This is a genomic window from Kitasatospora sp. NPDC022785, from assembly GCF_055561295.1.
Map to the genome: position 1 here is coordinate 85525 of NZ_JBVHHB010000022.1, position 26731 is coordinate 112255.

Here is a 26731-nt window from a genome sequence, read left to right on the forward strand (position 1 = left end):
CGGGTGGCACTGCTCGGCACCATCCTCACACCTCCGGCCCCCGGCGTTTCCGGCGGTCAGGACTTCGCCGGGTAGTGCTGCTTGTCGACCAGGACGCCGTCCTTGAAGCAGAGCCGGACGATATTGTCCTCGCCCCAGCCGGCGGACGCCTCCCCGGAGAGGAAGTAGCTGCACGCCGAGCCCGCCGGCGGGGTGGGGCCGGAGCCTTTGTACTCCCTGGTGAAGAAGTCGTTGCCGACGGGCAGGCGCTTCTCCACGTCGGCCTGCGGTGTCCCGACCTCGATCGCGTCGTAGACCGACCGCTGCACGGTCGCCTCGTCGGCGGCACGGACGAACGACACCACGCCCCAGACCAGCAGGCCCAGCACGGTGAGCAGGACGAGCCCCCCACCCAGGGCGCAGCCGAGCGCGGGGCTGCGCCACCGCCGCGCACCCGTCCCGCCCTCGGCCGCCGGCAGCGCGTCCGGCATCCACGCCTCCGCGCCCCCAGCCCCGGACGCGCCCCCGGTGCCCCCGATGCCCCCGGACACGCCCGCCGCACCACCCGCCGCGCCGTCCGCCGCACCACCCGTCCCCTCGTACGGGAGCACCGCGGCGAGCCGGAACCCCTCCCCGGGCGTCGGCCCGGCGTGCACCATGCCGCCGACCAGCCGGGCCCGCTCGCGCAGGCCGGTCAGCCCCTGGCCGCCGCTGACCACGGCCGTGCCGCCGCCCGCCCGGACGCCCACCGGCTCGGGCGCCCGCGGGTTGGCGACCTCCACCACCAGGGCGTCCGGCTCGAAGCGCAGCGCGACGGTGATGGGAGCGCCGGGCGCGTGCTTGTGCGCGTTGGTCAGCGCCTCCTGGACGATCCGGTACGCGGCGTGGCCGACGCTGGCGGCGGGCGGGCGGTGTTCGCCCGCCTCGCTCAGGGAGACCTGCGTCCCGGCCGCCCGGGAGGACTCCACCAGCTTCCCGATCCCGTCCAGGCCGCCGGGGCGGCCGCCTCCGGGCGCCACGGCGGCGCCGGGAGGCGACGGCAGGGCGGCCGACTCGTCGTGCAGCACGCCGACCACCTCACGCAGCTCGCGCATCGCGGCGACGGCGGCCAGCCGCAGCACGCCGACGGCCTCCCGCTGCCGGTCGGTGAGGGTGCGGTCCACCTCCAGGGCGCCGGAGTGGACGGAGATCAGGGCGAGCTGGTGGCCCAGGCTGTCGTGCATGTCCTGGGCGATCCGGTGCCGCTCCCGCAGCCGGGCCTGGTGCGCGATCATGGTGCGCTCGCGCAGCAGCTGGTCGTTGCGCTCGCGCAGCGCGTCCAGCAGGGCCCGGCGCTGTGCCCGGTAGCGGCCCCAGAGCGCGGGCAGCACGGCGAGCAGCAGGAAGCCGCCGAGCGAGAATCCGATCACCAGCTTGACCGGGGCCGAGCCGGCGTCCTTCAGCACGCCCGTGGCCGTCATCAGCAGGAACCCGCCGGTGAACGAGCCGGCCAGCACGGCGACCCGCTTCACCCGGGCACCGGCCGACCAGCCGGCGCAGACCAGCAGCGGCAGCGGCCCGGCGCCCAAGCCGCTCGCGGTCGCGGTGAGCACCAGGACGGTGGCCGGCAGGCCGCGCCGGAGCAGGAAGAGCGCGGCGGCGACCGGCCCGGAGACCACGCAGAGGCCGGGGTCGCTGCCGAGCTCGATCAGTACCCCCAGCGCGCCCAGCAGCAGCGCGCCGCCGGCCTCGCGCACCACCAGCCGGGGCCGCCAGGGCCCGGGGACCGCCGTCCGTACCGCCTTCGACCAGGCCTTTGCCAGTGCATCCACCCGTCGAGGCTAACGAATCCACCGCACCGGGCGCCTTCACCCTTCGTCTCGATCCACCCCCGACGAAAGTAGCGGCCGCACCCCGGCGAACGGGTGCGGCCGCCTCCCCTGCCCGGGCCCGACGGCCCCGTGCGGCCCCCGCACGGCCCGTACACGGCCTGTGGCGCTCACCCGTACGCGGTGAGCAGCAGCGCCACGTCGTCCACCCGGTGCGTGGAGCCGACCTCGTGCAGCAGCCGCTCCGCCAGCCGGTCCAGCCCCTCCTCCTCCGGGTCCGCCACCCCGCTGGCGTGCGCGAGGGCGACCCGCAGCCGGTCCACGCCCTCGTCGATCCCCACCGCCGGGTCCTCGACCAGCCCGTCCGTGTAGAGGGCGAGCAGCGACCCCCGGGCCAGCCGCAGCTCGGTGACCGGGTACTCCGACCTGTGGTCGACCCCGAGCAGCGGGCCGCCCGCGACGTACAGCGCCTCGGTGCGCCCGCCGGGGTGGCGCAGCACCGGCGGCAGGTGCCCGGCGCGGGCGATCAGGGCGCTGCCGTCGGAGGGGGTGAGCCGGATCAGGCAGCTGCTGGCGAGCAGTCCGGGGTCGAGGTCGAGCAGCAGCTCGTTGGTGCGCACGAGCACCTCGTCCGGCGGGTGGCCGCCGGTGGTGAAGGCCCGAACGGCGCTGCGGAGCTGGCCCATGGTGGCGGCGGCGCCCACGTTGTGGCCCTCGACGTCGCCGATGACCAGGGTGAGGTCGCGGCCGGTGACGATGGCGTCGTACCAGTCGCCGCCGATCTCCATGCCCTGGGTGCCGGGCAGGTACCGGGCGGCGATCCGGATGCCGTCCATCCGCGGCAGCCGGTGCGGCAGCAGGGCCTGCTGGAGGCCTCGGGCCAGGGCGAACTCGGCGTCGTAGAGGCGGGCGCGCTCCAGCGCCTGGGCGATGAAGCCGCCGAGGGCGGTGAGCAGGCCGCGCTCCTCCACGGTGAACGCGCGGGCCTCGTCGAAGCCGATGATGCAGCTGCCGACCGGGTGACCGGAGGCGATCAGCGGCAGGAAGGCCCAGGCGCGCATCTCGTCCAGGGCGATGCCGGGGTAGGCGGCGGCGAGCTCGTGGACGGACTCGAAGAAGATCGGCGTCCCGGTGCTGAGCGCCTCGGCGCCGGGCACCCGGGCGCCGATCGGGGTGCCCTCGAAGCGGTCCAGGAACCCATCCGGGTAGCCGCTCTGCGAGATCAGGTGCAGGTGCTTGTCGCGGACGGCGTAGATGGCCAGCTCCTGACCGCCGAAGGCCGGCAGGATCTCGTCCGCGACCGCCCGGCAGACCTCGCGGACGGTGACGGCCTCGGTGAGCGCGCTCGCGAGCTGGAGCAGGTGGTACATGCCGCCGACGCCGGTCCGGGCGCCCGGCGGGGGCTCGCTCGGCGGCTCGGCCGCGCCGGGCGGCGGTTCGGCGGCGACGACGCGGCCGGTGACGCCGTGCGCGTCCGGGTAGAGCGAGAAGGCGAACCAGTCGCCCGGCGGCCTGGCCGCCAGGAAGGCGGTGGGCTGCTGGGAGAGCATGGCGGCCCGGTAGCGGTTCTCGTACACCGGGTCGGAGAGCCAGGGCAGCGCCTCCCAGGGGTGGTGGCCGACCAGGTCCTCGCGCCGGGTGCGCAGCAGCAGCTCGACGCTGCGGTTGGCGTAGGTGATCCGGCCGTCCGGGTCGAGCGAGAAGACGCCGTCGCGGAGCCGTTCGACGGCGGCCGCCGCGGCCGTCCCGGTCCGGGTGTCCAGGACGGCGCCGACCAGGTGGGTGCGCGTGCCCGGGCCGCCGCCCTCGGGGACCCTGCCCCAGAGCTCGACGGGGAACGGCCGCCCCTCCTGGTCCAGCACCCGGACCCGGGCGGCCAGCATCCGGCCGCGGTCGAGGGCCGCGCGGGCGGCTGCCCGGAACTCCGGCAGGTCACTGGGGGCGATCCGGGTGGTCAGGGTGGCCGCGCGGCCGTCGAACTCGACGGGGTCGAGGCCGAAGATCTCGCAGAACTGGTCGTCGACGGAGAGCGCCCCGGTGGCCACGTTCCAGTCGAACAGGCCCACCCGGGTGCTGGGCGGGGTGGCCGGCACCAGCTCGACCACGGCGGTGTCGCCGTTCGGCTCCACCGGGTGCCCGTCCGCCTCCAGAGCCGCCAGCCCGGCCGCCAGCCGGTTGGCCACCGACCGCAGGTGTCGCCGCGCGCCCTCCGGCACGCCCTCGTCGGAGGCCGCCCAGAGCACGCTGAGCACCCCGTACCGCTCCTCGCCCACGGTGACCGGCACACAGGCGGAGGCGAAGTCGTAGGGCATGCCGACGGCGAGCTGCGGGAACCGCCGCATCGTGTCCTCGCTGTCGGAGAGCGTGACCGTCCGCCCGGTGCGGTAGCTGACCGCCACCGGCAGCGGCCCGGCCGCGGCCACCCGGCGGAACGCGCTGATGATCGACAGCGGCACACCCGCGATCGTGCAGAGCACCAGCGACCGCCGGTCGCGCGAGCGCAGGTAGACCATGCCGCCGTACGCGTCGGTGCTGCCGAGCGCCTTGCGGACAGCGGTGGCGAGCAGGGCGTCCCGCTCGTGGGCCGCCCTGGCCGCGGCATCGCTCTCCCGGGGGCGGTGCGGGTCGGGTCGCACCGCCCGGGGACCGCCGGTCACGTGCGGACCGGACCGGTCCGCCGGCACACCCTGGCGCATCCTCTCTTGCTACGCCCGGGTCAAGAGACTGTCAAGGCGAGCCCGGCCCCGCCCCCGCATGCCCGCCGCCGGAGGCTGCGCCAGCATGGTCACCATGGCGCGCACCGACCGGGGCCCGACCGGCCCGACCACCGTCGTCAACCTCAAGGGCCACCGCGACGACCCCGCGTACGCCGACGTCGTCTACGTCGGCCGCGCCATGCACCGCGGCGGGTGGCACCTCCCGGAGCACCCCCTGCACTGCCCCTTCCGCCCCGGCCCGGACCTCACCCGCGAGCGGATGCTCACCCTGTACCGCGCCCACCTCCTGGCCCGCCCCGACCTGCTCGCCCTCGTCCCCGAGCTCCGCGGCCACCGGCTCGGCTGCTGGTGCGTCCCCCTCCCCTGCCACGCCCAGGTCCTCGCCGACCTCGCCGACCACGGCCCGGGCGGCGAGGCCTGAGGTTCAGAGCGCGCCGAGGTCGATCTCCACCGGGAACGGCACCGCCGTCTTCACCGTGCCCGCGAACACCTCGCCGTCCCGGTAGGCGCAGCTCGCCGGGTCCAGCACGGACGTGTAGACGACGGGGACGCCCGAGGCCACCTGCTCGACCCGCCAGTAGAACGGGATGCCGGCCTTCGCGTACTGATCCACCTTGACCACCCGGTCGGTGGTCTCCGACCCCGGCGAGACGACCTCCACCACGAGCGCCACGTGCTCGGGTCTCGTCGGCGCGATGTCGATGGTGTCCGCCCGGTAGACCACCACGTCGGGGCGGCGGTTGTTCAGCGGCACGTCCTGCAACCGGACATCGAAGCCCGTGTCGGCGTTCCACTCCGCACCCCCGGCGCGGTCCAGCGCGTTGGCCAGAAGGCGGGCCAGCCGGTTGTGGCGCTTGGAGGCACTCGGGCTCACGACCACCATTCCGTCCACGATCTCGATACCCGTGCACTGTTCCTCGGACCAGGAGTCGTACTGGTCACTGGTGATCTGCCGGTGCATCCACGCGGGTGCGATCATCTCGGCGCTCACGGCCTACCTCCCCGGAGCCTGCTCGGCGGACTCGGACTGCGCAGCACAGCCTACTGCCGCCGGCTGACGGAGCGGCACCGGTGGCCGGGCGCCTGCGAACGATCGCCCGCCGGTTCGATATCCTCGCTCGGACAGCGCAGCGCAGCGGCTGCCCAGGGGGAAGCGAGCACCGAAGATGCAGCCGGCAGCGTCCGACCGTTCCGCAGCGCGTGTGCCCGGGCAGCCCGACGGGGCGGGCGGGGCGTCGTGGCAGTGGGACGGCGACGGCGGTGAGACGTCGGATGCGCCGGGCGACGTGGTCAGCGGGGGTGGCGGGGAGGACGGCGGGCCCCGGCTGAGCCGGCGGCAGCTGCTGACCGGGGCCGGGGTGCTGGCGGCGGGCGGGGCGGTCTGGGCGTTCACCCGGTCCGGCGGCGGCGGGCCCGGCCCCGTGCCGCCCAAGCCGCGGCCGACCCGGCTGGCCGGGCCGGAGCCGCTCTGGACGTTCCGGGGCCCGGATGCGATGACGCCCGAGCGGCTGAGCGACCGCCCCTCCCGGCCGGTCTTCGTCTCCCGCTCCGGGCTCCAGGTGCTCGACCCCGCCACCGGTACCCCGCTGCGCACGCTGGCCTTCCCCGTGCCCACAAAGGACTGGCCGAGCGACGTGGAGCTGTCGAACGCCCGCGTCGCCGTCGGCGGCGACCGGGTGTACACCGTCTCGAACGGCCACATCGACAGCCGCCACCTCACCGACCCGGCCTCGGAGTGGAGCCTGCCGCTGCCCGAGGAGCTGAGCAGCGGCATCACGCTGTTCGGCTGCGACGGTGACCTCGTCTACGGCCGGGCCACACCGCGGCCGTTCGACTCCGCGGGCGACCTGTTCGCCGTGCGCTACCCGGAAAGGGCCGTGCGCTGGGCCCGTCCGTCCGTCGGCGGCGAGCGGCCGTTCACCCCGCTCACCTCGGCCGACGGCCGTGTCCCCGTCGTCGACACCCAGGCGGGCGGAAGCCACCTGGCCCTGCTGGAGACCGCCACCGGCAAGCGGCTCTGGGAGGTGCCCGTCGAGGTGAGCACGAGCTGGGCCGTCGCCGACGGCGAGCACGTCTACGCACCCGCGAACGCGGCCGGGGTCCGGGCGCTGAGGCTGGCCGACGGCACCCCGCGCTGGTCGGTCGTGCCGGGGCCGTCCGAGGAGTGGCGCTGTCTACCGCCGGTCAGCGACGGCACCCGGGTCTACCTGCCCCGCGACGACGGTCTGGTCACCGCGCACACCGTCGCCACGGGGGCCGAACTCTGGTCACACCGGCTGCCGTTCCGGCTGGACCGCCGCAGCCGTCCGCTCCTGGCCGGGCCGACGCTCTTCGTGCCGGGCCCGGCGGCCGCCGGCGTCTGCGCGCTCGACGCGGCCACCGGCGAGGAGCGCTGGACGTTCCGCGACTCCGGCCCCGGCGTCGACGTCTGGTCGCTCTCCAACGATGCCACCCGCCTCTACGCCGGCCACGACGACGTCCTGCACGCCCTGCCCCTCCCCTGACCGGGTGCCGCCCGACCCCGGCGCCACCGCTCCCGGCCCCTCCACCCCACCCCGGGGCCGCCCGGCCGCGCGGCGTCCGGGCAAGATGGGCGGGTGCAGGTACACCCGATCTCGCCCGACCGCCTCGCCGAGCTCCTCGCCGACCGCATCACCGCGCTCCCCGGGGCCGGGGAGCGGTGGCTGCGGGTGGCGGTCGACGGCGCCACGGCCGCCGGGCCGGGCGCGCTGGCGGACGCCCTGGTGGAGCCGCTGCGGCTGCGCGGGCGCCCCGCGCTGCGGGTGTCGGCGGCAGGCTTCCTCCGGCCCGCCTCGGTGCGGCTGGAGTACGGCAGGCAGGACGCGGACGCCTTCCACGACCTCTGGCTGGACGACGGCGCCCTGCTGCGCGAGGTGCTGGAGCCGCTGGAGCCCGGCGGCAGCGGCCGCGTCCTGCCCTCGTTGCGCGACCCGGTGACAGACCGGTCGACCCGCGCCCCCTACACCGAACTGCCGCCCGGTGGCGTCCTGTTGCTGGACGGCGCACTGCTGCTCGGCCGCTGGCTGCCGCTGGAGCTGACCGTCCACCTGGCGCTGTCCCCGGCCGCGCTGGCCCGCCGGACCCCGCCCGAGGAGCAGTGGACGCTGCCCGCCTTCGCCCGCTACGAGGCCGAGACCGTCCCGGCCGGCCTCGCCGACCTCATCGTCCGGGTCGACGACCCCCGCCACCCGGCCCTGGTCGAGCACCGGTAGGCCGGGCCTCGGGCGCCGGGCCGCGCTGGCAGTACGGGCACCAGAACGCCACCCGTTCCTGCGGCGGCGTTCCCTGGGCGGCCGTCAGCACCTGCGTGCCGCAACGCGGGCAGGGGCGCCCGGCACGGCCGTAGACCCAGTGCTGGTGGCCGCGCCGGGTGTCGCCGGTGGTGATGTGGCCGGAGCGGAGCCTGTTGGCGTCGAGGAGCTGCCGGGCCCGCTCCACCAGCCGTTCGGGGCGGGGCAGTTCACCGACCGGGGTCCACGGGGTGACGCCGGCGAGGAAGCAGAGTTCGTTGGCGTAGACGTTGCCGATGCCGGCCAGGTTGCGCTGGTCGAGGAGGGCTTCGGCGACGGGCCTGCCGGGGTGGGCGAGGAGCCGGCGGACGGCCTCGGCCGGATCCCAGTCGGGGCCGAGCAGGTCGGGCCCGAGGTGGCCGACGGCGCGCTGTTCGTCGGCGGTGCGCAGCAGCTCGACGACGGGCAGCCGGTAGCCGACCGCGGTGCCCCGGTCGGTGCCGAGGACGGCGCGGATCTGCCAGGCGGGCCCGCCGGCCCAGCGTTCGCCGGGACGGTAGACCTCCCAGCGGCCGTCCATCCGCAGGTGGGTGTGGAGGGTGAGGCCGCCTTCGAGGCGGGTGAGCAGGTGTTTGCCGCGCGGGGCGACCTCCAGCACCCGCCGTCCGGCGAGGGCGGCGGTGGCGTGGGCGGGCACCCGCAGATCGGCGGTGGTCAGCAGTTGGCCGGCGAGGGCGTCGTGCAGCCGGGCCGCCGCGCGGTAGACGGAGTCACCTTCTGGCATGTCTCCATCCTGCCCCCGTCCGGGCTCCGCGCGGCGGCCCGTTCGGCCGGCCGGGGGTCCGGCACATCGCCCTGGGGGGTCAGCCGGCCGCCGGCCCCCGCTGGTCGCGGACCACGACGACCGGGCAGGGGGCGTGCTCGGTGAGGTGCCGGCTGACCGAGCCGAGCAGTGCGCCGGAGAACCCGCCTAGCCCGCGACTGCCGACGACGACCAGTGCGGCGCCGGCGGCCGCCTCCAGCAGGGCCTGGGCGGCGTTGCCGGGCAGCACGGACTCGGTGATCCGGATGCCGGGGTCGTCGCCGACGACCTTGGCGACCGTCTCGGAGAGGGTCCGCCCGGCCAGCTCCTCGGGATTGAAACCCTCGGCCGGGGGCACGCTCAGCCCGGCCCAGCCGTAGAACGCGGGGTACTCCCAGGCCGCGATGGCGTTGAGGCTGCCGCCGACCAGCCGGGCGTAGTCCACGGCCCAGCGCAGCGCCTGCTCCGAGGCGGGCGAGCCGTCAACGCCGACGACGATCCGGGGGGTGGCGCTGTTGGCCATGCCGCTGCTCCTTGCTCGACTGCTACCTCGGCTTCACCAGCCTCTGACTCCCCAAACATAGATCAACAGGGACATTCCACCACCGATTGCCACACCGAAGGCGTCGAACACGTTCGAACCCTGTGCCATCCTGGCCGGATGGCGAGGAACAGGCCGAAGAAGCCGCATCTCACCGCCGGTTTCGCCGAAACCCTGGCGGGGCCGGAGCGACCGGCGGAGGAGGAGTGGCCCGGGTCCGTCCGGTCGCCGGTCGCCGACCGCGGCTTCACCGATGCGGCCGGCTGCCGATGGACGCTCGTCCGGGGCCCGCTGGACCCGCGCCTCGCCAAGCGGCTCGCCGTCAGCGCGGACCTGATGACCATGGGCAGCGCCTACGACCACGGGCAGGAGCGCCGCTTCCCGGCCCTCCTGCCCGAGGCCGACCGCCCGGCCGCCTGGCTGGAGGTCGGAGGCCGCTACAACGTCGACGCGCTGCCGTCCTACCTGGCCTACGAGTTCGCCGGCCAGGACGGCCGGACCCTGCTCTACGTCGAGACGTTCTGCTGAGCCCGCTCCCGGGCCCGGAACTGGTACTGGCGGGTGCGCGGGCCCCATCACCCACGCACCCGCCAGGGATTCGGCCGGCCGGAGCCGTCAGGCCCGGTAGGCGGCCCAGGAGTTGGACATCCTGGCGACCTGACCGGGGGTGAACTGCGTCATGCAGGAGTCGTAGGTGTAGTCCATGAAGTTGTGGATCGGGTCGAGGCCGGTCGCGGTGCAGGTGTCGCGGCCCGCGGGGCACTGGTACGCGGCGCTCTTCTCGGCCGGGGTGTCGGAGACGTAGTCGCCCTGGCCGCCGCAGCCGCCCTGGAAGGTGTGGTAAAGCCCGAGCCAGTGGCCGACCTCGTGGGTGGCGGTGTCGCCCTCGTTGTAGTTGGCGGCCGAGCCGCCGGGGAACGAGGAGTCGAGGATGACGACGCCGTCGTCGCTCGGGTTGGACCTGTAGGAGCTGGGGAACGTCGCCCAGCCGAGCAGCGACTGGCCGAGCTTGGCGGTGTAGAGGTTGAGCGCGTTGGCGCTGCCCTTGCGCAGCGAGCTCTTCATCGACTTCTCGGCCGAGGAGCCCGGGGTGATGCCGTTGTACCAGGTCGCGTTGTCGGTGTAGTCGGTGCCGACCAGCTGGAACTGGAACTGGCTGGGGGTGTTGCCCGCACCCTGGCCGCTGTACGCGGCGTTGAGGACGGAGATCTGCTTGCCGATGTCCGTCGCGGAGAGCTTGCCCGTCGTCCCGGAGTGGATGACGTGCACGTACACCGGGATGGTGGTGGCGGCGGCCAGCATGCCGGGGGCGAGCAGCGCGCTGCCCTGGGAGGACTGCGCCAGCTTGGCGACCCGGGCCTGCAGGTCCGCGTCCATGGCCTGGGCCTGTGCCTGGGTGACGGCGTTGGGCTCCTGGCCGACGGCGCTGCCGGCGGGCTTGCGGGCGGCCGCGTCCTGGCTCACCGCACCGTCCCCGCCGACGCACTGGGCGGCCGGGGCCTGGGCGGCGGCGGTGGAGAACGAGGCGGGGGCGGCGAACTGGGTGAGCCCGAGGGCGGCGACGAGGGCGGCGGCGCTGAGGAATCTGCGGGGGACACTCGAGGGGACGCGGGCAGAACGACGCATCTGCGCTCCTGAGGGGGGAGTTGTGGGGGGGCGGCCGCTTGGGGGAGCCGCCGAGCCAAGGCTACGCAGGGCCGCGTGTACGCGTCAGATGTCTTCCGGCCTGAAAGTCCTGACGACAAATCGGACATAACCCGGAAGCCTGATGGGTCGACACCGGCCACAGGTGGAACATTTCCCGTGTCGAGCGATCGCAGCAATGGCCCCGAGTTGTCCGAAAGTTGACACACCGTCCGCCCCGGAGAGCCCCGGCAGGCCCCGGAAGGCCACCCGGACGGGTCGGCGGGCGGCCCCGCACCGCCTCGCCGAGACTACGACGCCACGAAGACGATCTCCCGCAGGGCACGCGCACCGGCCCGGTCGAGTACCACGGCCGACGCACATCCGGCCGGCGGCTCCCCCGTCCCCGCCAGCCGGCGGCGCAGCCGCCGGGCGGACTCCCGGTGCCGCGCGAAGGCGTACGCGGAGACCCGCTGGCCGCGGGCGTGCTGGCCGTCCCGGGCCTCGCCGGCGGCGGCGTCCAGCAGGATCAGGTGCACCCGCCGCCCCTGGCGGGCCGCCGCCCGGACCAGCCAGCGCCGCACCCAGGGCAGCGCCCCGCAGTCGTGCACCGCCAGCGGGCCGCCGTCGAGCACCGCACGGCGCAGCCGCCGGTAGTGCGCGGCCCGGACCAGCGGGCGGTAGACGAAGTACGGCAGCCAGCCGGGCAGCCGGGCCGCGTACTCCTCCCGCACCTGCTGGGAGTCGACCAGGCCGGCCGTGATGCACCGGCGCATCAGGGTGCTCTTGCCGCTGCCGGGCAGGCCGGAGACGACCAGCAGGTCGTCCGCCCGGTAGTGCAGTGCGGCCGGCGCGGGGCCGGCCGGCGCCCGTCCCGGGCGGTCGCGCCGCAGGTCGTGCAGTCCGCGCGGGCGCAGCACCGGCCCGGACAGCCCGCTCGGGCCGGCCGCCCGCACGGCGGCAGCGCTCCCCGCTCTCGGCACGGGCACCCGGGCCCCGGACAGCCCCGTTCCCGAGGGACCCGCCCCCGGCACCGTCGTCTCCGCCACCGGCTCTCCCCCCTGACTCCCCCGGCTTCCGCCTCTCGAAGGAGCCTTCCCTGCTCCAAGAGGAAGTAAAGACTAGTGGTCAGTGGCTCCGGGCGAGCGCCTTCACCGTCCGTTCACAGCACCGCACCACCGCCGCCCCCGACGGCGACGGCGGTGACGGCGGTGCGACGGCGGTGACGGCGGTGACGGGGGTGACGGTGCGCGGGTGGTCCGGGCGCTCAGCCCAGCTGCGGGGCGACCCGGGAGGCGATCAGCTCCAGGTGGTCCAGGTCGTCCAGGTCGAGGATCTGCAGGTAGACGCGCTCGGTGCCGACGGCGGCGTAGCGGCCGAGCTTCGCCACCACCTCGTCCGGGGTGCCGGCCAGGCCGTTGGCCTTCAGCTCGTCCACCTCGCGACCGATCGCGGCGGCCCGGCGGGCCACCTCGGCGTCGTCACGGCCCACACAGGCGACCAGGGCGTTGGAGTACACCAGGTCGCCGGCCCGGCGGCCGGCCTGCTCGACGGCGGCGCGGACCCGGCCGAACTGGGCGGCGCTCTCCTCGACCGAGGTGAACGGCATGTTGAACTCGTCGGCGAAGCGGGCGGCCAGCGCCGGGGTGCGGGTCGGGCCCGTGCCGCCGACCAGGACGGGGATCTTCTCCTGGGCGGGCTTGGGCAGCGCCGGCGAGTCGGTCAGCCGGTAGTACTCCCCGGCGAAGTCGAAGGTGCCGCCGAGCTTGGTGTTCCAGAGGCCGGTGACGATCGCCAGCTGCTCCTCCAGCCGCCCGAACTTCTCCTTCGGGAAGGGGATGCCGTAGGCGGCGTGCTCCTCCTCGTACCAGCCGGCGCCGAGGCCGAACTCGACCCGGCCGCCGCTCATCGCGTCGACCTGGGCGACCTGGATGGCGAGCACGCCGGGCAGCCGGAAGGTCGCGGCGGTCATCAGGGTGCCGAGCCGGATGGTGCTGGTGTCACGGGCCAGGCCGGCCAGGGTGATCCAGGCGTCGGTGGGGCCGGGCAGGCCGCTGACGCCGCCCATCTTCAGGTAGTGGTCGGAGCGGAAGAACGCGCTGAAGGTGCCGAGCTCCTCCGCGGTCCGGGCGACGCGCAGCAGCGTGTCGTAGCTCGCGCCCTGCTGGGGTTCGGTGAAGATTCGAAGATCCATACGGGCCATTCTGGTACAGATCGCCCCGCGCTCCCGGCGATTCGCCGAATCCGCCGGGCGCCGGCGTCCGGTGTCGGCACGACGACGGGCCCGGCTCCCCCGGGTGGCAAAGGTCTCAGCCGGAGCGGCCCGGACGGCCGCCCGGCTCGCCTACCGTGGACGGATGTTCGCCACGCCCGACGAGTCCCACCGGGGCTCACCCGACCAGCCGCCCGGCTGTCCCCTGCCCGGGATCGTCGCCGCCTTCACGCCGCGGCTCGCCGAGTTCGCCGTCGAGCCGGGTTTCGGCGCCGTGGTCGACCAGCACGCCGCCCAGATCCGCGAGCTGCTGTACGCGCAGGTGCCGGAGCTGGTGCCCCGGCCGCTGGACCGTGCGGAACTGTCGGACTACGCACTCGGCCTGCTGGACGCGCTCGGCGAGACCGGCCGGCTGGAGCCGGTGGGCTACGACTACGCGGTGCACCGGCTGACCGCGATCTGCTGGCTGGTCCGCGAACAGGGCCTGCTCGGCTCCTGACCGCTCACGGCGGCGGCCGTCGCGCCGTCCCGTCGGCCCGGGCCGACGGGACGGCCGGGTGGGCGAGCGGGCCGGTCGGCGGCGCCCCACCCGGCGCTGTGCCGCCACCGCTGCCGCCCGCCCGCCGTCGGCGCGTACAGTGGCGGTCCACGGAACGGACAGCGGGGCGGGGCGGTACGGGTGAGCGGGAACGACGCATCGGGCACGGCCGGAAGGGGCCGCGCGAGCAGCACCGGCGGACACCGCGCGCTGGTCTGGCGCGAACTGCCGGAGCGGCCGGCGGCCGCGGTGCTGGTGCTGCACGGCGGCGAGGAGCACAGCCTCTCCCGGCCCGGCCCGCTCAACCTGCCCGGCCTGCGGATGTACGGCTTCCTCCGCGCCCTGCGCCTCGAAACGGCGGGCGCGGGGGTGGCGATCGGCACCGTCCGCTACCGCCACCGGGGCTGGAACGGGGAGCGCGCCGACGCCGCCCGGGACACCGACGCCGCGCTCGGCGACCTCGCCGAGGAGCTGGGCCACGTACCGACCGTCCTGGTCGGCCACTCGATGGGCGGCCGGGCGGCCCTGCGCGCGGCCGGGCACCCGAACGTCACCGGCGTCGTCGCCCTCGCCCCCTGGTGCCCGCCCGAGGACCCGTGCGATCAGCTCGCCGGCCGGGACGTCCTGATGCTGCACGGCGACCGGGACAAGGTCACCTCCCCCGCCGAGACCCTCCACTTCGCCGCCCGCGGCCGCGAGGCCGGCGCCCGGGTCTGCGGCTACACCGTGGCCGGCAGCGGCCACGCCCTGCTGCAGCGGATCGGCGACTGGCACCGGGCCACCGCCCGGCTCGGGGCCGGCCTCCTCGGCCTGCGGGACCTCCCTGCGGAGGTCACCGCCGCCCTCGCCCTGCCCGCCGGCTCCCCCGACGCCCTCACCCTCCCCCTCCCGGCCCACCCCCGGAGCGCACCTCCCCGCCGCTCCGCACCGGCCCTGCCGACGGACGCCTGAGCCGAAGGCGGGCCGGACCCGCCGCAAGAGGGGTGGGCCTGCCCAGCGCCATGCGGAGCCCCGGCTGCTACGCGTGATCGCCGTGACGCGCCAGCAGCCCACCAACGTGCGCGTCCACCTGATCGCGGTCGTAGCCCCGCCGCACGATCTTGAACACCGGCTGGTCCGTCGGCGCCTCCCCGGCCGCCAGGGCCGCGAGACAGCCGTCGACCTGTGCACGGTCATAGCCCCGCCGCACCACGTCGAAGCCATGAAAATCGGACGGTTCGGATGTCGTCACCACTGCCGGCCACTCCCCCAGTACGTACGGCCTGTCCACCAGGCACCCCACCGTAGCGAACTCCCCGCCGGCCTTGAACGCCTCCGCCACCCCGGGCGGAGCAGAATTCCACACGTCCTGGGACCGGCAGAACTCCGCCTCGAGTTCGGCGGTGAAGACGCCGATCGGGTCGGCCGGCTGGTGACTTCCGTCCGCCCGGTCACCGTTGACGTCGGTGGAGAGCGGGTGTCTCCGCGCCCTCCGCCAGGGGCCGCATAACCGACCCCGGGGGCCGGGCCGCGCCGGCCCCGTGTATCGCCCCCTCCGGTCGTTCCCGCGCCGCCGTTACAGAGCCGATGGGCGGCCGTGACACGACCGGCCGGGGACCGCGACACGGCGCTCCTAGCGTCACTGACGACACCCCGGCCGAACCCGGCCGGGCGCGAGTCACGACGAAGGAGACACCCCGTATGACCAGGAGCCGTACCAACCGCTCGACCGCCCGCCGGGGCCTGGCGGTCTGCGCCCTCACCGGCGCCGCCCTGCTGACCGCCGTCACCGGCGGAACGGCCTGGGCCGACGGGGGCAGCGGGAAGGCCGCCCCCTCCCAGGCCCCTGCGACCGCGACCGCCACCCCCTCCCAGGCCCCTGCGACCGCGACCGCCACCCCCGCCGCCCCGAGCGCCGCGAGCGCCCCGGCCGTCGAGGGCGCCAAGTCGCCCGGCGCCGTCCCGCAGCCGGCCGCCCCGCGCTCCCCCGGAGCAGCCCCCTCCGTCGCCGGGGCCGGCTCCGGCACCGCCCCCTCCGCGGCGCCCGTGCCGCAGACCCCCGGCGGCACCGCGCCGCAGGTCCGCGACGTGCCCAAGGGCGCGGCCCAGGCCGGCGACGGCTCCGGCTCCGCCGGTGACTCCGGCCTCATGCTCGTCGGCGGTGGCACCGTGGCCGCCCTCGGGGCCGGGGCGCTGGGCTACGCCGTCCTGCGCCGCCGCTCCGGTGCGCGCGGCTGACACCGGTTCCGGGCCCTCCGGGCACCCCGCCGCCCCGCCCCCGTACGGTCACGTACCGGGGTGGGGCGGCGGGCCCCTGCCGGACGACGGAAGACCCGGAACCGGCGAAGCGGCGGACCGTACGGAGCCGGCGGACGGGGCGGACCGTGGCGGCCACCGGGCCGGGCGCTCGGCCGACCGCCGCGGGAGGCGTACCGGAGCCCATCGCGGCCGCCGGGGCACCGGCCCCGGCGCGGACGGGCTGCGCCGGACCGCCTTCGGCGCGGCCGGCCTGCTCTGCCTGGTGCTCGGCGCCACCGTGGCACTGTCGGGCCAGCGCACCCCGGTGGTGCGCGTGGAACCCTCCGTGCACAACGCCGCCGACCCCCCGCCCACGGCGTCCGCGCCGACCACCGGTACGGCCGCCCCCACCACGCCCGCCACCGCCCCGCGCCCCTTCGCCGCCTCGGCGCCGACCAGGCTCCTCGTCCCGGCCGCCGGCGTGGACGCCCCGGTCACCGGACTCGGCCTGAACGCCGACGGCACCGTCGAGGTCCCGGCCGCCGACCGGGCCGGTGAGGTCGGCTGGTACCGCAACGGACCGACCCCCGGCGAGACCGGCCCGGCCGTCCTGATCGGGCACTACGACACCGCGCACGGCCCGGCCGTCTTCCACTCGCTGCCGAAGGTCCGGCCGGGGGACGCCATCCAGGTCCAGCGGGCCGACGGCAGCACGGTCGAGTTCCGCGTCCGCACGCTGCTCCAGGCCCCGAAGGACCGGTTCCCGACCGAGACGGTCTACGGCGACACCCCGGCGCCCGAGCTCCACCTGATCACCTGCGGCGGCCGGATTGGTGCGGACGGCCACTGGACCGACAACATCATCATCCTGGCGGACCTGGCCACCAAGGCGGGGTGAGCCGGCCCCGCGACGGACGGGCGGGTCCCGTGGCGGTTGCCGCGGGCCCCGCCCGTCCTGTCGCGGGGCGGAACCGGGGGCTCCCCTCCGGACGACCTATCACCGTGGACGAACCGGCGGATCGCCGCAGACCAGCTAAGGAGGCGCGGGCCGTGACGACAGCCTTCCCCGCCCGGCGGCGAGCCGGTGCGCCGGCCCTGGCGGGTGCCGCGCTGGCCGTGTTGCTCACCGGGTGCGCGACGCCCGGCGAGCTGAGGGACAACGGTGCGACGGCGCGGGTGACCCCACCACCGGTGGCCCAGCCGCTCTGGGCGGGCCTGGCGACCGCGCCGCCGCCGGCGCCGCCGACCGCCGCCACCGATCCGCCGCCGCAGCCCGTCCCGGACGTGACCGTGCCGGGCCAGGACATCACCGCGCTCGACACCCGGACCGTGCTCGCCAAGGACCCCCAGGTGACGGCGGACGAGCGACGCACCCTCGACGGCTGCCCGGGCTGTGAGCTCCGCAGCCCCGAGTACCGCGACGTCACCGGTGACGGGCGGCCCGAACTGGTCGCCGCCGTCGGCACCGTCGGGCCGGTGGTGCTGCACGTCTACACCCTGGCCGGGGACCGCGTGGTACCCGTGCTGCGGGTCCAGGTGCTGAAGGGTTTCAGTGCCGAGACGGTCGGCGCCGACCTGTGGCTGCACGAGCCGACCACCGTTTCCGTCCGGACCAGCAGCCGCTACCACTGGGACGGCGTCCGGCTCGGCCTGGTGGAGCGGAAGGACGAGGGGATCGGCCCCGTCCCCGCCCCCGGCCAGGTGGGCGCCGCCGAGACCGGGGCGCCGCCCACCGCCACGCCCAGTGCGGCCCGCCCCAGCCGCGCCCCGGCGCAGCCCGGCGCCCCCACCGTCGGGAACGGAACCGGCGGGACCGTCCCCACCCCGCGCGGGGCCGTCCCGGCGCCCGCCCGTCCGACCCCAGCTCCCCCGGAAGCGAAGCCATGAACCCCGCAGCTCCGCCCGCCCAGCCGCACATCCTGATCGTCGAGGACGACGAGGTGATCCGGGAGGCCACCCGGATGGCCCTGGAACGGTACGGCTTTCCGGTCTCCACGGCCGCCGACGGCCTGGAGGGTCTGGAGGCGTTCCACGACGTCCGCCCGGACCTGCTGCTGCTCGACGTGATGCTGCCGCTCCTGGACGGGGTCGGCCTCTGCCGGCGGATCCGTGAGGAGAGCCAGCTGCCGATCCTGATGATGTCGGCCCGCACCGACCCGGTGGACGTGGTCTCGGGGCTGGAGGCCGGCGCGGACGACTACGTCGTGAAGCCGTTCGAGAGCGCGGTGCTCGTCGCCCGGATCCGGACGGTGCTGCGCCGGGTCCGGGTCGTGCCGGCGGCCGACGCCCCGCCACCGGCCGCCGTTCCGCCACCGGCCGCCGCGCTGTCACCGGTCCCGTCCCCGGGCGGTGTTCCCTCCGGCCCGGCCGGTGCTCCCTCCGCGCCTGCCGGGCCGTCGGCCGCTTCGGTCCCCACGACCGACACCGTGCCCGCGCCACCAGCCCGGACGGTGCGCAGCCTCGACGGGATGGAGGTGGACACCGACAGCATGGAGGTACGGGTGCATGGCCGGCTCGTCCCGCTCACCCCGACCGAGCTGCGGCTGCTGCTGGAGTTCACCGCCGCGCCCGGCATCGTGCTGGAACGTTCCGGCCTGCTGGAGCGGGTGTGGGACTACGAATGGGGAGCCGACACCCGGGTGGTGGACGTCCATGTGCAGCGGCTGCGCGCGAAGATCGGCGCCGGCCGGATCGAGACGGTGCGCGGGTTCGGCTACAAGCTGCGGCGCCCGGTATGACGCTGCGCCGTCAGATCGCCACCGCCGTCGCCGCCATCTCCGTCCTGGTCGCGGTCACCGTCGGCCTGCTGGTGCACCAGGCGATGGTCCGCCAGCACATGGACCAGGCCCGCGGATCCGCGCTCGCCGCGCTGGACTCGTCGCTGGCGGTGTACCAGCGCAGCGGCGAGGTCGCCGGCCGGGGCGCCGCCCTGGACGACCCGGCGCTGCCGCAGCCGCTGCGCACGCTGGTGGCGGACGGCCGGCAGGGGTCGGTCCTGGCCGTCGGGTCGCAGGGCGAGGCCATGTGGGCGGCCACGCCCGTCCAGAACGGGGCGCTCTCCGTCCGGGTGGACTTCGCGCAGGACCGGCAGGCCATCGCCGACCTCGACCGGATCATCCTGATCGCCGTCACCGCGTCGGTCTTCACGACGGTGCTGGCCGGGGTGCTGGTCGCGGACCGGATCAGCCGCCGGCTGCGGACGGCCGCGGCGGCCGCGCGGGGGATCGCCGCCGGGAGGACGGACACCCGGATCGGCGAGCTGGTCGAAGGGCGGGACGAGGTCGCCGATCTCGCGGCGGCGGTCGACTCGATGTCCCGGGCGCTGCACCGCCGGCTGGAGGACGAGCAGCAGTTCACCGCGGACGTGGCGCACGAGCTCCGCACCCCGCTCACCGGGCTGGTGACGGCCGCAGAGCTGCTGCCGCCGGGCCGGCCGACCGAGCTGGTCCGCGACCGGGTGCAGGTGTTGCGCTCGCTGGTGGAGGACCTGTTGGAGGTGTCCCGGCTGGATGCGGACGCCGAGACGCCGTACCTGTCGGCGGTGCCGCTGGAGCGCGCGGTTCGCCGCACGGTCGCGCTCACCGGGCTGACCGTGACGGTGACGGGCGAGGCCGACGGGATGGTCCGCACCGACCTGCGCCGGCTGGACCGCATCCTGGGCAATCTGCTGGTCAACGCCGACCGGCACGGCAGCGGCCCGGTGCTGCTGGGCGTGGACGGGTTGCGGATCACGGTGCGCGATCACGGGGCGGGCTTCCCCGACGACCTGCTGCGGCACGGGCCCCAGCGGTTCCGGACCGGTGCGCGCGAGCGCGGACGCGGCCACGGGCTGGGGCTGACGATCGCGCAGGGCCACGCCCGGGTGATCGGCGCGGCGCTGACGTTCGCCAACCACCCCGACGGCGGCGCGGTGGCGACCCTCGTCCTGCCGCCCGGGGCGGAGGACGCCGGGCCGGAGGCGGTGGACGGCGGGGGCCCGCAGGAGCGGCGGCTGCAGCCGTGACCTCGCTCCGGGAGCCCCCGGAGCGAGGCCGGCGGTCGCCGGACGAATGAGCGCAAGCCGTGAACCCGTGGGAGTGCTCCCGTGGGAGAGCACGGCGCGAACACAGGGGCGTGCCGGGCGCCGCTGCTGCGGGCGGCGGCGCCCGTGATCCGCCCCGCGCGCCGGACCGGCCCCGGGTGGCGGTTGGGCTCGGCCGAAGGCCCTTTCCGCAGGTGGGAGCAGGTCTCGACGGGCCGTCAGGTGGCGTAATGCGGCGGCAACGAAAAACCGGCCGGTACGGGCCTATGGTTCAGGCCGAACCCGACCCCGAGGCCCGGAGCAGCGCCGATGACCAGCGAGAACCCGAACCGCGCCGGTGCCCGGCGGCTGCGCGCCGACCGGGCCCGGCAGGTCGCGGACGTCCTGCGCCGGCAGGTGCTGAACGAGGCGTACAAGGACGGTCCGCTGCCGCACGAGGACCGGCTGGCCGAGGAGTTCGGCGCCTCGCGGAACACCGTCCGGGAGGCGCTGAACCTCCTGCGCGGCGAGGGCCTGGTCCGCCGGGTGCCCGGCTCGGGGACGCTGGTGGTGGCGGAGAAGATGCCGCACGGGCTGAACCGGCTGCAGGGCCTCGCCGAGACCCTGCACGAGCACGGCGAGGTGACCAACGAGGTCCGCGCCTTCGGGCCGGTCCGCGCACCCGGCCCGGTGGCCCGCCGGCTCGGGCTCCCCGAGGGCGCGGACGTGGTGTACGTGGAGCGGCTGCGCCGGCTCAACGGGCTGCCGCTCTCGCTCGACCTCACCTATCTGGCGCCCGACATCGGCGCCGGGCTGGCCGCGGAGGACCTGGCCGGCCAGGACATCTTCCGGCTGATCGAGGAGGTCACCGGCCGGCCCCTCGGCCGGGCCGACATCACCCTGGAGGCGGTCAACGCCGACCCGCACTCCGCCACCGTTCTCGAAGTCCCCCGCGGGTCAGCCCTGTTGATGCTGGAGCGGCTCACCGCCCTGGCCGACGGCCGCCCCGTGGACCTGGAGTACGTCCGCTTCCGCGGCGACCGGATCACCATGCAGGGCCGGCTGCTGCGCGACACCCCCTGAGGAAGCCCCATGGCGCTCGCCGACCACCGTTCCGACGTGCCCGTGACCATCGACGCCTCGCTGTGCATCGACGGCTGCACGCTCTGCGTCGAGATGTGCCCGCTGGACTCGCTGGCCATCGACCCGGACAACAACAAGGCCTACATGCACGTCGACGAGTGCTGGTACTGCGGCCCGTGCGCGGCCCGCTGCCCCACCGGCGCGGTCACCGTCAACATGCCCTACCTACTCCGCTGAGGATGCGTCAGATGTCCTACACCACACGCTCGCTGAGATCCCTGCTGGCCGCGGCCACGCTGGCCGCCGCGACCGCCTGCTCGTCCTCGGCCGGTGCCGGAGGCTCCACCGTCGAGGTCGTCGTCGGCTACCAGTCGAAGACGATCAACACCGTGACCGCCGGCACCCTGCTGCGCGCCCAGGGCTACTTCGAGCAGCTCCTCGCCGAGCAGGGACGCACGGACGGGAAGACGTACAGGGTCACCTGGCAGGACTACGACTCCGGTGCGCCGATCACCGCGCAGATGCTCGCCGACAAGACCGACATCGGCTCGATGGGCGACTACCCGCTGCTGATCAACGGCTCCCGCGCCCAGGAGGCCGGCGGGCCCGGCACCCGGCTGGTCTCGGTGACCGGCTACAACCTGCTCGGCGCGCTCAACTCCGTGGTGGTGCCGAACGGTTCGACCGCGCACACGCTGGCCGACCTGAAGGGTCGGAAGGTCTCCACCTCGGCCGGCTCCGCCGCAGACGGCACCCTGGTCCAGGCGCTCGCCAAGGCGGGTGTGGCGGAGGGCGAGATCCAGAAGCAGAACCAGCAACCCGCGGTCGGCGCCTCCGCGTTGAAGGCCGGCGGGGTGGACGCGCTGGCGCAGTTCGTGGCCTGGCCCGGCGCGGTGGTCTTCGCCGGCGACGGCCGGCTGCTGTACGACGGCGCCGCGCTCGGCCGGCCGACCCTGCACGGCGTGGTGATCCGGCAGAAGTTCGGCACCCAGCACCCGGAGGTGGTCCAGGCCTTCCTGCGCGCCCAAGCCTCCGCCACCCGGTACCTCAACGAACACCCGCTGGACGCCAGCCGGACGGTCGCCGCGGCGACCGGCCTGCCGCCCGAGGTGGTGCACCTCTACAACGGCCCGAACGGCATCGCCACCTTCGCCACCCCGCTGGACCCCGCGCTGCTGGACGCGCTGCGCGAGGACGTGCCGTTCCTCAGGTCGGTGGGCGTCCTGAAGGCCCTGGACGTCGAGAAGCTCATCGACGCCTCCTACCAGCGGCAGGCCGCGCTGCCCACGATCGCGCCGGCCCGGATCACCGGCACCGACCCGGTCTGCGGCCGGCCCGTGGAGGACCCGAAGCTGGCCGGGGAGATCTGGTACGACGGCGAGGAGACCACCCGGCCCGCCGCCGACCCCGGCTGCCTGCTGCGCGCGCTGAAGAACCCGACGGGCAAGGTGCGCGCCGCGTACGTGCCCGACGCCGCCACCGGCACCCGCTGGTTCGCGGACAAGGACTGGTGGGTGCAGGACGGCGCCGCCCTGCTGCCGTTCACCACCGAGGACGGTGCGAAGGCGCACCTGGCCGCCCACCCCGGCGCCCGGCAGATCTCGTACCGGGAAGCGCTGGCCGCGTCATGAGGCCCGCACGACGGCTGGCACAGGCCGGTGCGCTGCTCGCGTTCGTCGGGCTCTGGCAGCTGCTTACGGCTCAGCGGGTGCGGTTCTGGGTGCGGTTCGACCACCTGCCGACGGCCGTCCAGGTCTGGCAGGCGTTCACCGCGCGGCTCGGCACCGCGGAGTACTGGCAGGACCTCGCCGACAGCCTGCGGCGGATCGGCAGCGGCTTCCTGCTGGCGGCGGTGCTAGGAGTGGCGGCCGGCGTGCTGACCGCCCGCTCCCGCTGGGCCGCGGACCTGCTCGGGCCGGTGCTGGAGCTGATCCGGCCGATCCCGGCGATCGCGCTGGTGCCGGTCGCCATCATGCTCTTCCCGGAGAACGAGCAGGGCATTGTGTTCATCACGTTCACCGCCGCGTTCTTCCCCGTCCTGGTCGCCACCCGGCACGCCGTGCGGGCCGTTCCCCCGCTCTGGGAGGACGCCGTCCGGACCATGGGCGCCGGCCGCGGAAGGGTGCTCTGGACGGTCGTGCTGCCCGGCGCGCTGCCGGGCGTGGTCGGCGGCCTGTCGGTGGGGATCGGGGTGGCCTGGATCTGCGTGATCTCGGCCGAGATGGTCTCCGGACAGTTCGGCGTCGGGTACCGCACCTGGTCCGCGTACACCGTGCTCGACTACCCGGGGGTGTTCGTCGGGATGGCCACCATCGGGCTGCTGGGCCGGGCCACCTCGGGCGCGGTCGAGCTGCTCGGGCGCCGGCTCACCTCCTGGCTGCCGCCGGCCCGGGCGGGCGCCGCCACCGCGCCGGCCCCCTCCCGGCCCGCGCAGCCGGCGGCGCCCGCGCGACAGGAGGCGAAGGTATGAGCCTGCGGCTGACCGCCCGGGGCCTGAGCCTCGGCCACCCCGGGCACCCGGTGCTCGACAGAGTGGACCTCGACATCGCGCCCGGCGAGGTGCTGACGGTGGTCGGCGCCTCCGGCGGCGGCAAGTCCACCCTGCTGCGCGCCCTGGCCGGGCTGCTGCCGCCGATCGGCGGCGAACTCCTCGCCGACGGGCGGCCGTTGCGCGGCCCCGGCGCCGAACGCGCGCTGGTCTTCCAGGAGGACGGCCTGCTCCCCTGGCGGAACGTCCGGCGCAACGTCGAACTCCCGCTCGCCGTCCGGCGGACCCCACGGGCGGACCGGCGCGCCCCGGTCGCCGACTGGATCGGCCGGGTGGGCCTCGCCGGGCTGGAGCGGCGGCTGCCGCGCGAACTCTCCGGCGGCCAGCGGCAACGGGTGCAGCTCGCCCGCGCCCTGGTCGGCGCTCCGCGGGCGGTGCTGATGGACGAGCCGTTCGGTGCGCTCGACGCCCGGACCCGGTCCTCGATGCAGCAACTGCTGCTCGCCGTCCAGGAGAAGGAACGCTGCACGGTCGTCTTCGTCACCCACGACGTCGACGAGGCGCTGCTGCTCGGCGACCGCGTGGCCGTCCTCGGCGGCGGGACGGTCGCGGCCGTCCACGACGTCCCGTACTCCCGCGACCCCGCCGCCCGCACCGAACCGGCCGTGCTCGCGCTGCGCGAACAGCTGCTGGCCCACCTGTCCGGCGCCGCCCGCCGGGCACCCGAGAAAGGCTCCCGATGAAGATCCCCGACCTCGCCGAGGCCCGGCGGCTGAGCTGCGACGTGCTCGTGATCGGCGGTGGCACCGCCGGTTCGATGGCCGCGATCAGCGCGGCCGAGGCCGGGGCGGACGTCCTGCTGCTGGAGAAGGCGCACGTCCGGCACTCCGGCGCGCTCGCGATGGGCATGGACGGCGTCAACAACGCCGTCGTCCCGGGCCGCGCCGAGCCGGACGACTACGTCGCCGAGATCACCCGCGCCAACGACGGCATCGTCGACCAGCGCACCGTCCGCCGGACCGCCACCCGCGGCTTCGCGATGGTGCAGCGGCTGGAGCGGTACGGGGTGAAGTTCGAGAAGGACGAGCACGGCGAGTACCAGGTCCGCCAGGTGCACCGCTCGGGCAGCTACGTGCTGCCGATGCCGGAGGGCAAGGACGTCAAGAAGGTGCTCTACCGCGTCCTGCGGCAGCGCCACATGCGCGAGCGGATCACCATCGAGAACCGCGTCATGCCCGTCCGGGTACTCACCGCGGGCGGCCGGGCGGTGGGGGCCGCCGGGTTCGACACCCGCAGCGGGGAGTTCGTCACCGTCTCGGCCGGCGCGGTGGTGCTCGCCACCGGCCCCTGCGGCCGGCTCGGCCTGCCCGCCAGCGGCTACCTGTACGGGACGTACGAGAACCCGACCAACGCCGGGGACGGCTACGCGATGGCCTACCACGCGGGCGCGGAGCTGAGCGGCATCGAGTGCTTCCAGATCAACCCGCTGATCAAGGACTACAACGGGCCCGCCTGCGCGTACGTCGCCAACCCCTTCGGCGGCTACCAGGTAAACCGGCACGGCGAGCGGTTCGTCGACTCCGACTACTGGTCGGGGCAGATGATGTCCGAGTTCGCCGCCGAGCTCGCCTCCGACCGCGGCCCGGTCTTCCTGCGGACCACCCACCTGCCCGAGGAGACCGTCCAGGCGCTGGAGTCCATCCTGCACACCACGGAACGGCCCAGCCGGGGCACCTTCCACGCCGGGCGCGGGCACGACTACCGGACCCACGACGTCGAGATGCACATCTCCGAGATCGGCCTCTGCGGCGGCCACTCGGCGAGCGGCGTCTGGGTCGACGAGAACGCCGCCACCACCGTGCCCGGCCTCTACGCGGCCGGCGACCTCGCCTGCGTCCCGCACAACTACATGATCGGCGCCTTCGTCTTCGGAGACCTGGCCGGCACCCACGCCGCGGGCCACCTCCCCTCCGGGCGTGCCGAGTTGCCGGCAGACCAGATCGCGGCCGCGCACGAGCTGGTCTACCGGCCGCTGCGCCACCCCGACGGGCCGCCGCAGCCGCAGGTCGAGTACAAGCTGCGCCGCTTCGTCAACGACTACATCGCCCCGCCCAAGACCGGCGCACGCCTCTCCCTCGCCCTCGACCACGTCGAGCGGATGCGCGGCGAGATCGCCGCGATGGGTGCCCGGACCCCGCACGAGCTGATGCGCGCCGTCGAGGTGGACTTCATCCGGGACTGCGCCGAGATGGCCGCCCGCTCCTCGCTCGCCCGCACCGAGAGCCGCTGGGGCCTCTACCACGAGCGCGTCGACCACCCCGGGCGGGACGACGAGCGCTGGTTCAGCCACCTCAACCTGCGGAAGAACGCGGCCGGCGCGATGGAGTTCCTCACCCGGCCCGTCGCCCCGTACCTGGTCCCGGTCGACGGCCTGGAGCCGCCCGCCCTCCCGGTGACCGTCCTCGGCGAGGTCCACCCGCTGCCGGTCGGCCGCACCGGTGAGGCCGCCCCCCTCGCCCCGGCGCGCGCCGCCTCCGACGCACCGGCCTCCCCGCGGCTGCTCGACCTGCTCCGGCTCGCCGAACTGCAGCCCGGGCTCGACCGGTTGGCGCCCTACCTGGCCGACCCGGCCGCCGAGGTCCGGCGCACGGCCGTCACCGTGCTGACGGAGACCGCGCCGGACGGCACCGGCGCCGCCCTCGCCCGGGCGCTGGGCGACGCGGACGGGCCGGTCCGGGCGGCGGCGGTCGCCGGGCTGCGCGAGCTGGCCGAGGTGCTGGACGCCTCGCTCGGCGCGGACCTCCTCCCGGCGGCGGCCTCGGCCGACCCGGTGGTGCGGGCCGGGGTGCTGGAGCTGGCCCGGGTGCTGCGGGCCGGCACGGTGCGGCTCTTCGCGGACGCGCTGGCCGACCCGGCCGTCCCGGTGCGGCTCCAGGCCGTGCACGGGCTGGTCTCGTTGGACGCCGCCGCCGCGCTCGCGGACGCCGCCGGGGACGCCGCCCGCGAGGTCAGGGTCGCCGTCGGCGAGGGCCTCGGCACCGTCGGCGACCCGGTGGCCACGGCTGCCCTGCTCCGGCTGGCGGGCGACCGGGACCCGCTGGTCCGGGCCGCCGCCTTCGCCGGCGCGGCCGGGATCGGGTGCCCGCCCGTGCTCGCCGGGCCGGCCGGGGCCGCGGCGCGGGACGAGGCCTGGCAGGTGCGCAAGGCGTCCGCCGCGGCGCTGGCCGCCGCCGGGTCCCCCGCCCCCCTGCTCGGCCTGCTCGGCGACCCGGACGCGGACGTCCGCAAGGCCGCCGTCCGCGCGCTGGCCGCATCCGCCGCCGAACCCGCCGTCACCCCGGCCCTGCGCGCCCGCCTCGCCGACCCCGACGCCGACGTCCGCGCCTACGCCCGGCTCGCGCTCCGGGCACTGCGCGCACGGTGAGGCCGGACCGGTGGCCGACGGCGAGGCCGCCGGCCGTCCCCTCCTGCC

The 26731-nt window shown here is 75.7% G+C and carries 26 protein-coding genes; 17 read left to right on the forward strand and 9 right to left on the reverse strand.

Translation table 11 applies throughout. The features are described 5' to 3' along the window. Positions 1-56: 56 nt before the first annotated feature. Together ACZ3YO_RS29005 and ACZ3YO_RS29010 are read right to left on the reverse strand one after the other, a co-directional pair. On the reverse strand, positions 57-1790 hold the full coding sequence (locus ACZ3YO_RS29005; protein ID WP_465574980.1) for a sensor histidine kinase: 1734 nt from the start codon (positions 1788-1790) through the stop codon (positions 57-59). 167 nt (positions 1791-1957) lie between these two features. After that, on the reverse strand, positions 1958-4444 hold the full coding sequence (locus tag ACZ3YO_RS29010; protein WP_465574981.1) for a SpoIIE family protein phosphatase: 2487 nt from the start codon (positions 4442-4444) through the stop codon (positions 1958-1960). 133 nt (positions 4445-4577) lie between these two features. On the opposite strand from ACZ3YO_RS29010, the gene ACZ3YO_RS29015 reads away from it, so the two are divergent. Beyond that, positions 4578-4925, forward strand: a complete 348-nt coding sequence (locus tag ACZ3YO_RS29015; protein ID WP_465574983.1) for a DUF4326 domain-containing protein — start codon at positions 4578-4580, stop codon at positions 4923-4925. A 3-nt stretch (positions 4926-4928) separates the two neighbouring features. Here ACZ3YO_RS29015 and ACZ3YO_RS29020 read toward each other — a convergent pair whose 3' ends face one another. Continuing rightward, a complete protein-coding gene (locus tag ACZ3YO_RS29020) occupies positions 4929-5495 on the reverse strand; it encodes a Uma2 family endonuclease (RefSeq protein WP_465574985.1) in 567 nt (188 codons plus the stop codon). Between the two features lie 211 nt (positions 5496-5706). Here ACZ3YO_RS29020 and ACZ3YO_RS29025 point away from each other — a divergent pair, with 211 nt between their 5' ends. Both ACZ3YO_RS29025 and ACZ3YO_RS29030 read left to right on the forward strand, forming a co-directional pair. Further along, positions 5707-7008 carry an outer membrane protein assembly factor BamB family protein gene (locus ACZ3YO_RS29025; protein WP_465574986.1) on the forward strand — a complete coding sequence of 434 codons (1302 nt, stop codon included), beginning with the start codon at positions 5707-5709 and terminating at the stop codon, positions 7006-7008. A gap of 93 nt (positions 7009-7101) precedes the next feature. Further along, positions 7102-7737 carry a nucleoside/nucleotide kinase family protein gene (locus ACZ3YO_RS29030; protein WP_465574989.1) on the forward strand — a complete coding sequence of 212 codons (636 nt, stop codon included), beginning with the start codon at positions 7102-7104 and terminating at the stop codon, positions 7735-7737. On the opposite strand, the gene ACZ3YO_RS29035 is transcribed toward ACZ3YO_RS29030, so the two are convergent. Continuing rightward, positions 7685-8539, reverse strand: coding sequence for a DNA-formamidopyrimidine glycosylase family protein (locus ACZ3YO_RS29035; RefSeq protein WP_465549396.1), 855 nt, complete (start codon positions 8537-8539; stop codon positions 7685-7687). The genes ACZ3YO_RS29030 and ACZ3YO_RS29035 overlap by 53 nt on opposite strands. 79 nt (positions 8540-8618) lie before the next feature. After that, positions 8619-9080, reverse strand: coding sequence for a universal stress protein (locus ACZ3YO_RS29040; protein ID WP_465549394.1), 462 nt, complete (start codon positions 9078-9080; stop codon positions 8619-8621). Positions 9081-9218: 138 nt separating this feature from the next. On the opposite strand from ACZ3YO_RS29040, the gene ACZ3YO_RS29045 reads away from it, so the two are divergent. Continuing rightward, the gene (locus tag ACZ3YO_RS29045) at positions 9219-9626 is read left to right on the forward strand and encodes a hypothetical protein (protein WP_465574993.1); all 408 of its coding nucleotides are present in this window, start codon (positions 9219-9221) and stop codon (positions 9624-9626) included. 87 nt (positions 9627-9713) lie between these two features. On the opposite strand, the gene ACZ3YO_RS29050 is transcribed toward ACZ3YO_RS29045, so the two are convergent. The 3 genes from ACZ3YO_RS29050 to ACZ3YO_RS29060 form a co-directional block, all read right to left on the reverse strand. Next, complete coding sequence (locus ACZ3YO_RS29050; RefSeq protein WP_465574996.1) at positions 9714-10724, reverse strand: zinc metalloprotease; 1011 nt, start codon at positions 10722-10724, stop codon at positions 9714-9716. Between the two features lie 308 nt (positions 10725-11032). Then, positions 11033-11677 (reverse strand): AAA family ATPase, encoded by a 645-nt coding sequence (locus tag ACZ3YO_RS29055; protein ID WP_465574998.1) that lies wholly within the window; start codon positions 11675-11677, stop codon positions 11033-11035. 311 nt (positions 11678-11988) lie between these two features. Next, entirely contained in the window at positions 11989-12915 is a 927-nt protein-coding gene (locus ACZ3YO_RS29060) for an LLM class F420-dependent oxidoreductase (RefSeq protein ID WP_465575000.1), read from the reverse strand. Between the two features lie 163 nt (positions 12916-13078). Between ACZ3YO_RS29060 and ACZ3YO_RS29065 the strand changes: the two genes are divergently transcribed. Together ACZ3YO_RS29065 and ACZ3YO_RS29070 are read left to right on the forward strand one after the other, a co-directional pair. Next, entirely contained in the window at positions 13079-13432 is a 354-nt protein-coding gene (locus ACZ3YO_RS29065) for a DUF6401 family natural product biosynthesis protein (RefSeq protein ID WP_465575003.1), read from the forward strand. 180 nt (positions 13433-13612) lie between these two features. Next, the gene (locus ACZ3YO_RS29070) at positions 13613-14422 is read left to right on the forward strand and encodes an alpha/beta hydrolase (protein ID WP_465575006.1); all 810 of its coding nucleotides are present in this window, start codon (positions 13613-13615) and stop codon (positions 14420-14422) included. 67 nt (positions 14423-14489) lie between these two features. Here ACZ3YO_RS29070 and ACZ3YO_RS29075 read toward each other — a convergent pair whose 3' ends face one another. Next, a complete protein-coding gene (locus ACZ3YO_RS29075) occupies positions 14490-14705 on the reverse strand; it encodes a hypothetical protein (protein WP_465575008.1) in 216 nt (71 codons plus the stop codon). Between the two features lie 446 nt (positions 14706-15151). On the opposite strand from ACZ3YO_RS29075, the gene ACZ3YO_RS29080 reads away from it, so the two are divergent. The 11 genes from ACZ3YO_RS29080 (at position 15152) to ACZ3YO_RS29130 (ending at position 26683) form a co-directional block, all read left to right on the forward strand. Beyond that, positions 15152-15688 carry a hypothetical protein gene (locus tag ACZ3YO_RS29080; RefSeq protein ID WP_465575011.1) on the forward strand — a complete coding sequence of 179 codons (537 nt, stop codon included), beginning with the start codon at positions 15152-15154 and terminating at the stop codon, positions 15686-15688. Between the two features lie 283 nt (positions 15689-15971). Further along, complete coding sequence (locus ACZ3YO_RS29085; RefSeq protein ID WP_465575014.1) at positions 15972-16586, forward strand: class F sortase; 615 nt, start codon at positions 15972-15974, stop codon at positions 16584-16586. 152 nt (positions 16587-16738) lie between these two features. Then, positions 16739-17575 carry a hypothetical protein gene (locus ACZ3YO_RS29090; RefSeq protein WP_465575016.1) on the forward strand — a complete coding sequence of 279 codons (837 nt, stop codon included), beginning with the start codon at positions 16739-16741 and terminating at the stop codon, positions 17573-17575. Continuing rightward, positions 17572-18426, forward strand: coding sequence for a response regulator (locus tag ACZ3YO_RS29095; protein ID WP_465575019.1), 855 nt, complete (start codon positions 17572-17574; stop codon positions 18424-18426). Before ACZ3YO_RS29090 ends, ACZ3YO_RS29095 begins: the two co-directional genes overlap by 4 nt. Then, positions 18423-19691, forward strand: a complete 1269-nt coding sequence (locus ACZ3YO_RS29100) for a sensor histidine kinase (RefSeq protein WP_465575022.1) — start codon at positions 18423-18425, stop codon at positions 19689-19691. The genes ACZ3YO_RS29095 and ACZ3YO_RS29100 overlap by 4 nt, the downstream gene beginning before the upstream one ends. A gap of 327 nt (positions 19692-20018) precedes the next feature. Beyond that, positions 20019-20771, forward strand: a complete 753-nt coding sequence (locus tag ACZ3YO_RS29105) for a GntR family transcriptional regulator (protein WP_465575024.1) — start codon at positions 20019-20021, stop codon at positions 20769-20771. Between the two features lie 9 nt (positions 20772-20780). Then, on the forward strand, positions 20781-21008 hold the full coding sequence (locus ACZ3YO_RS29110) for a 4Fe-4S dicluster domain-containing protein (RefSeq protein ID WP_465575027.1): 228 nt from the start codon (positions 20781-20783) through the stop codon (positions 21006-21008). A gap of 11 nt (positions 21009-21019) precedes the next feature. Further along, on the forward strand, positions 21020-22402 hold the full coding sequence (locus ACZ3YO_RS29115; RefSeq protein ID WP_465575030.1) for an ABC transporter substrate-binding protein: 1383 nt from the start codon (positions 21020-21022) through the stop codon (positions 22400-22402). After that, positions 22399-23241 carry an ABC transporter permease gene (locus ACZ3YO_RS29120; protein WP_465575033.1) on the forward strand — a complete coding sequence of 281 codons (843 nt, stop codon included), beginning with the start codon at positions 22399-22401 and terminating at the stop codon, positions 23239-23241. The genes ACZ3YO_RS29115 and ACZ3YO_RS29120 overlap by 4 nt, the downstream gene beginning before the upstream one ends. Continuing rightward, a complete protein-coding gene (locus ACZ3YO_RS29125) occupies positions 23238-24002 on the forward strand; it encodes an ABC transporter ATP-binding protein (protein ID WP_465575036.1) in 765 nt (254 codons plus the stop codon). Before ACZ3YO_RS29120 ends, ACZ3YO_RS29125 begins: the two co-directional genes overlap by 4 nt. Continuing rightward, positions 23999-26683, forward strand: coding sequence for a fumarate reductase/succinate dehydrogenase flavoprotein subunit (locus ACZ3YO_RS29130; protein WP_465575038.1), 2685 nt, complete (start codon positions 23999-24001; stop codon positions 26681-26683). Before ACZ3YO_RS29125 ends, ACZ3YO_RS29130 begins: the two co-directional genes overlap by 4 nt. Positions 26684-26731: the final 48 nt, after the last annotated feature.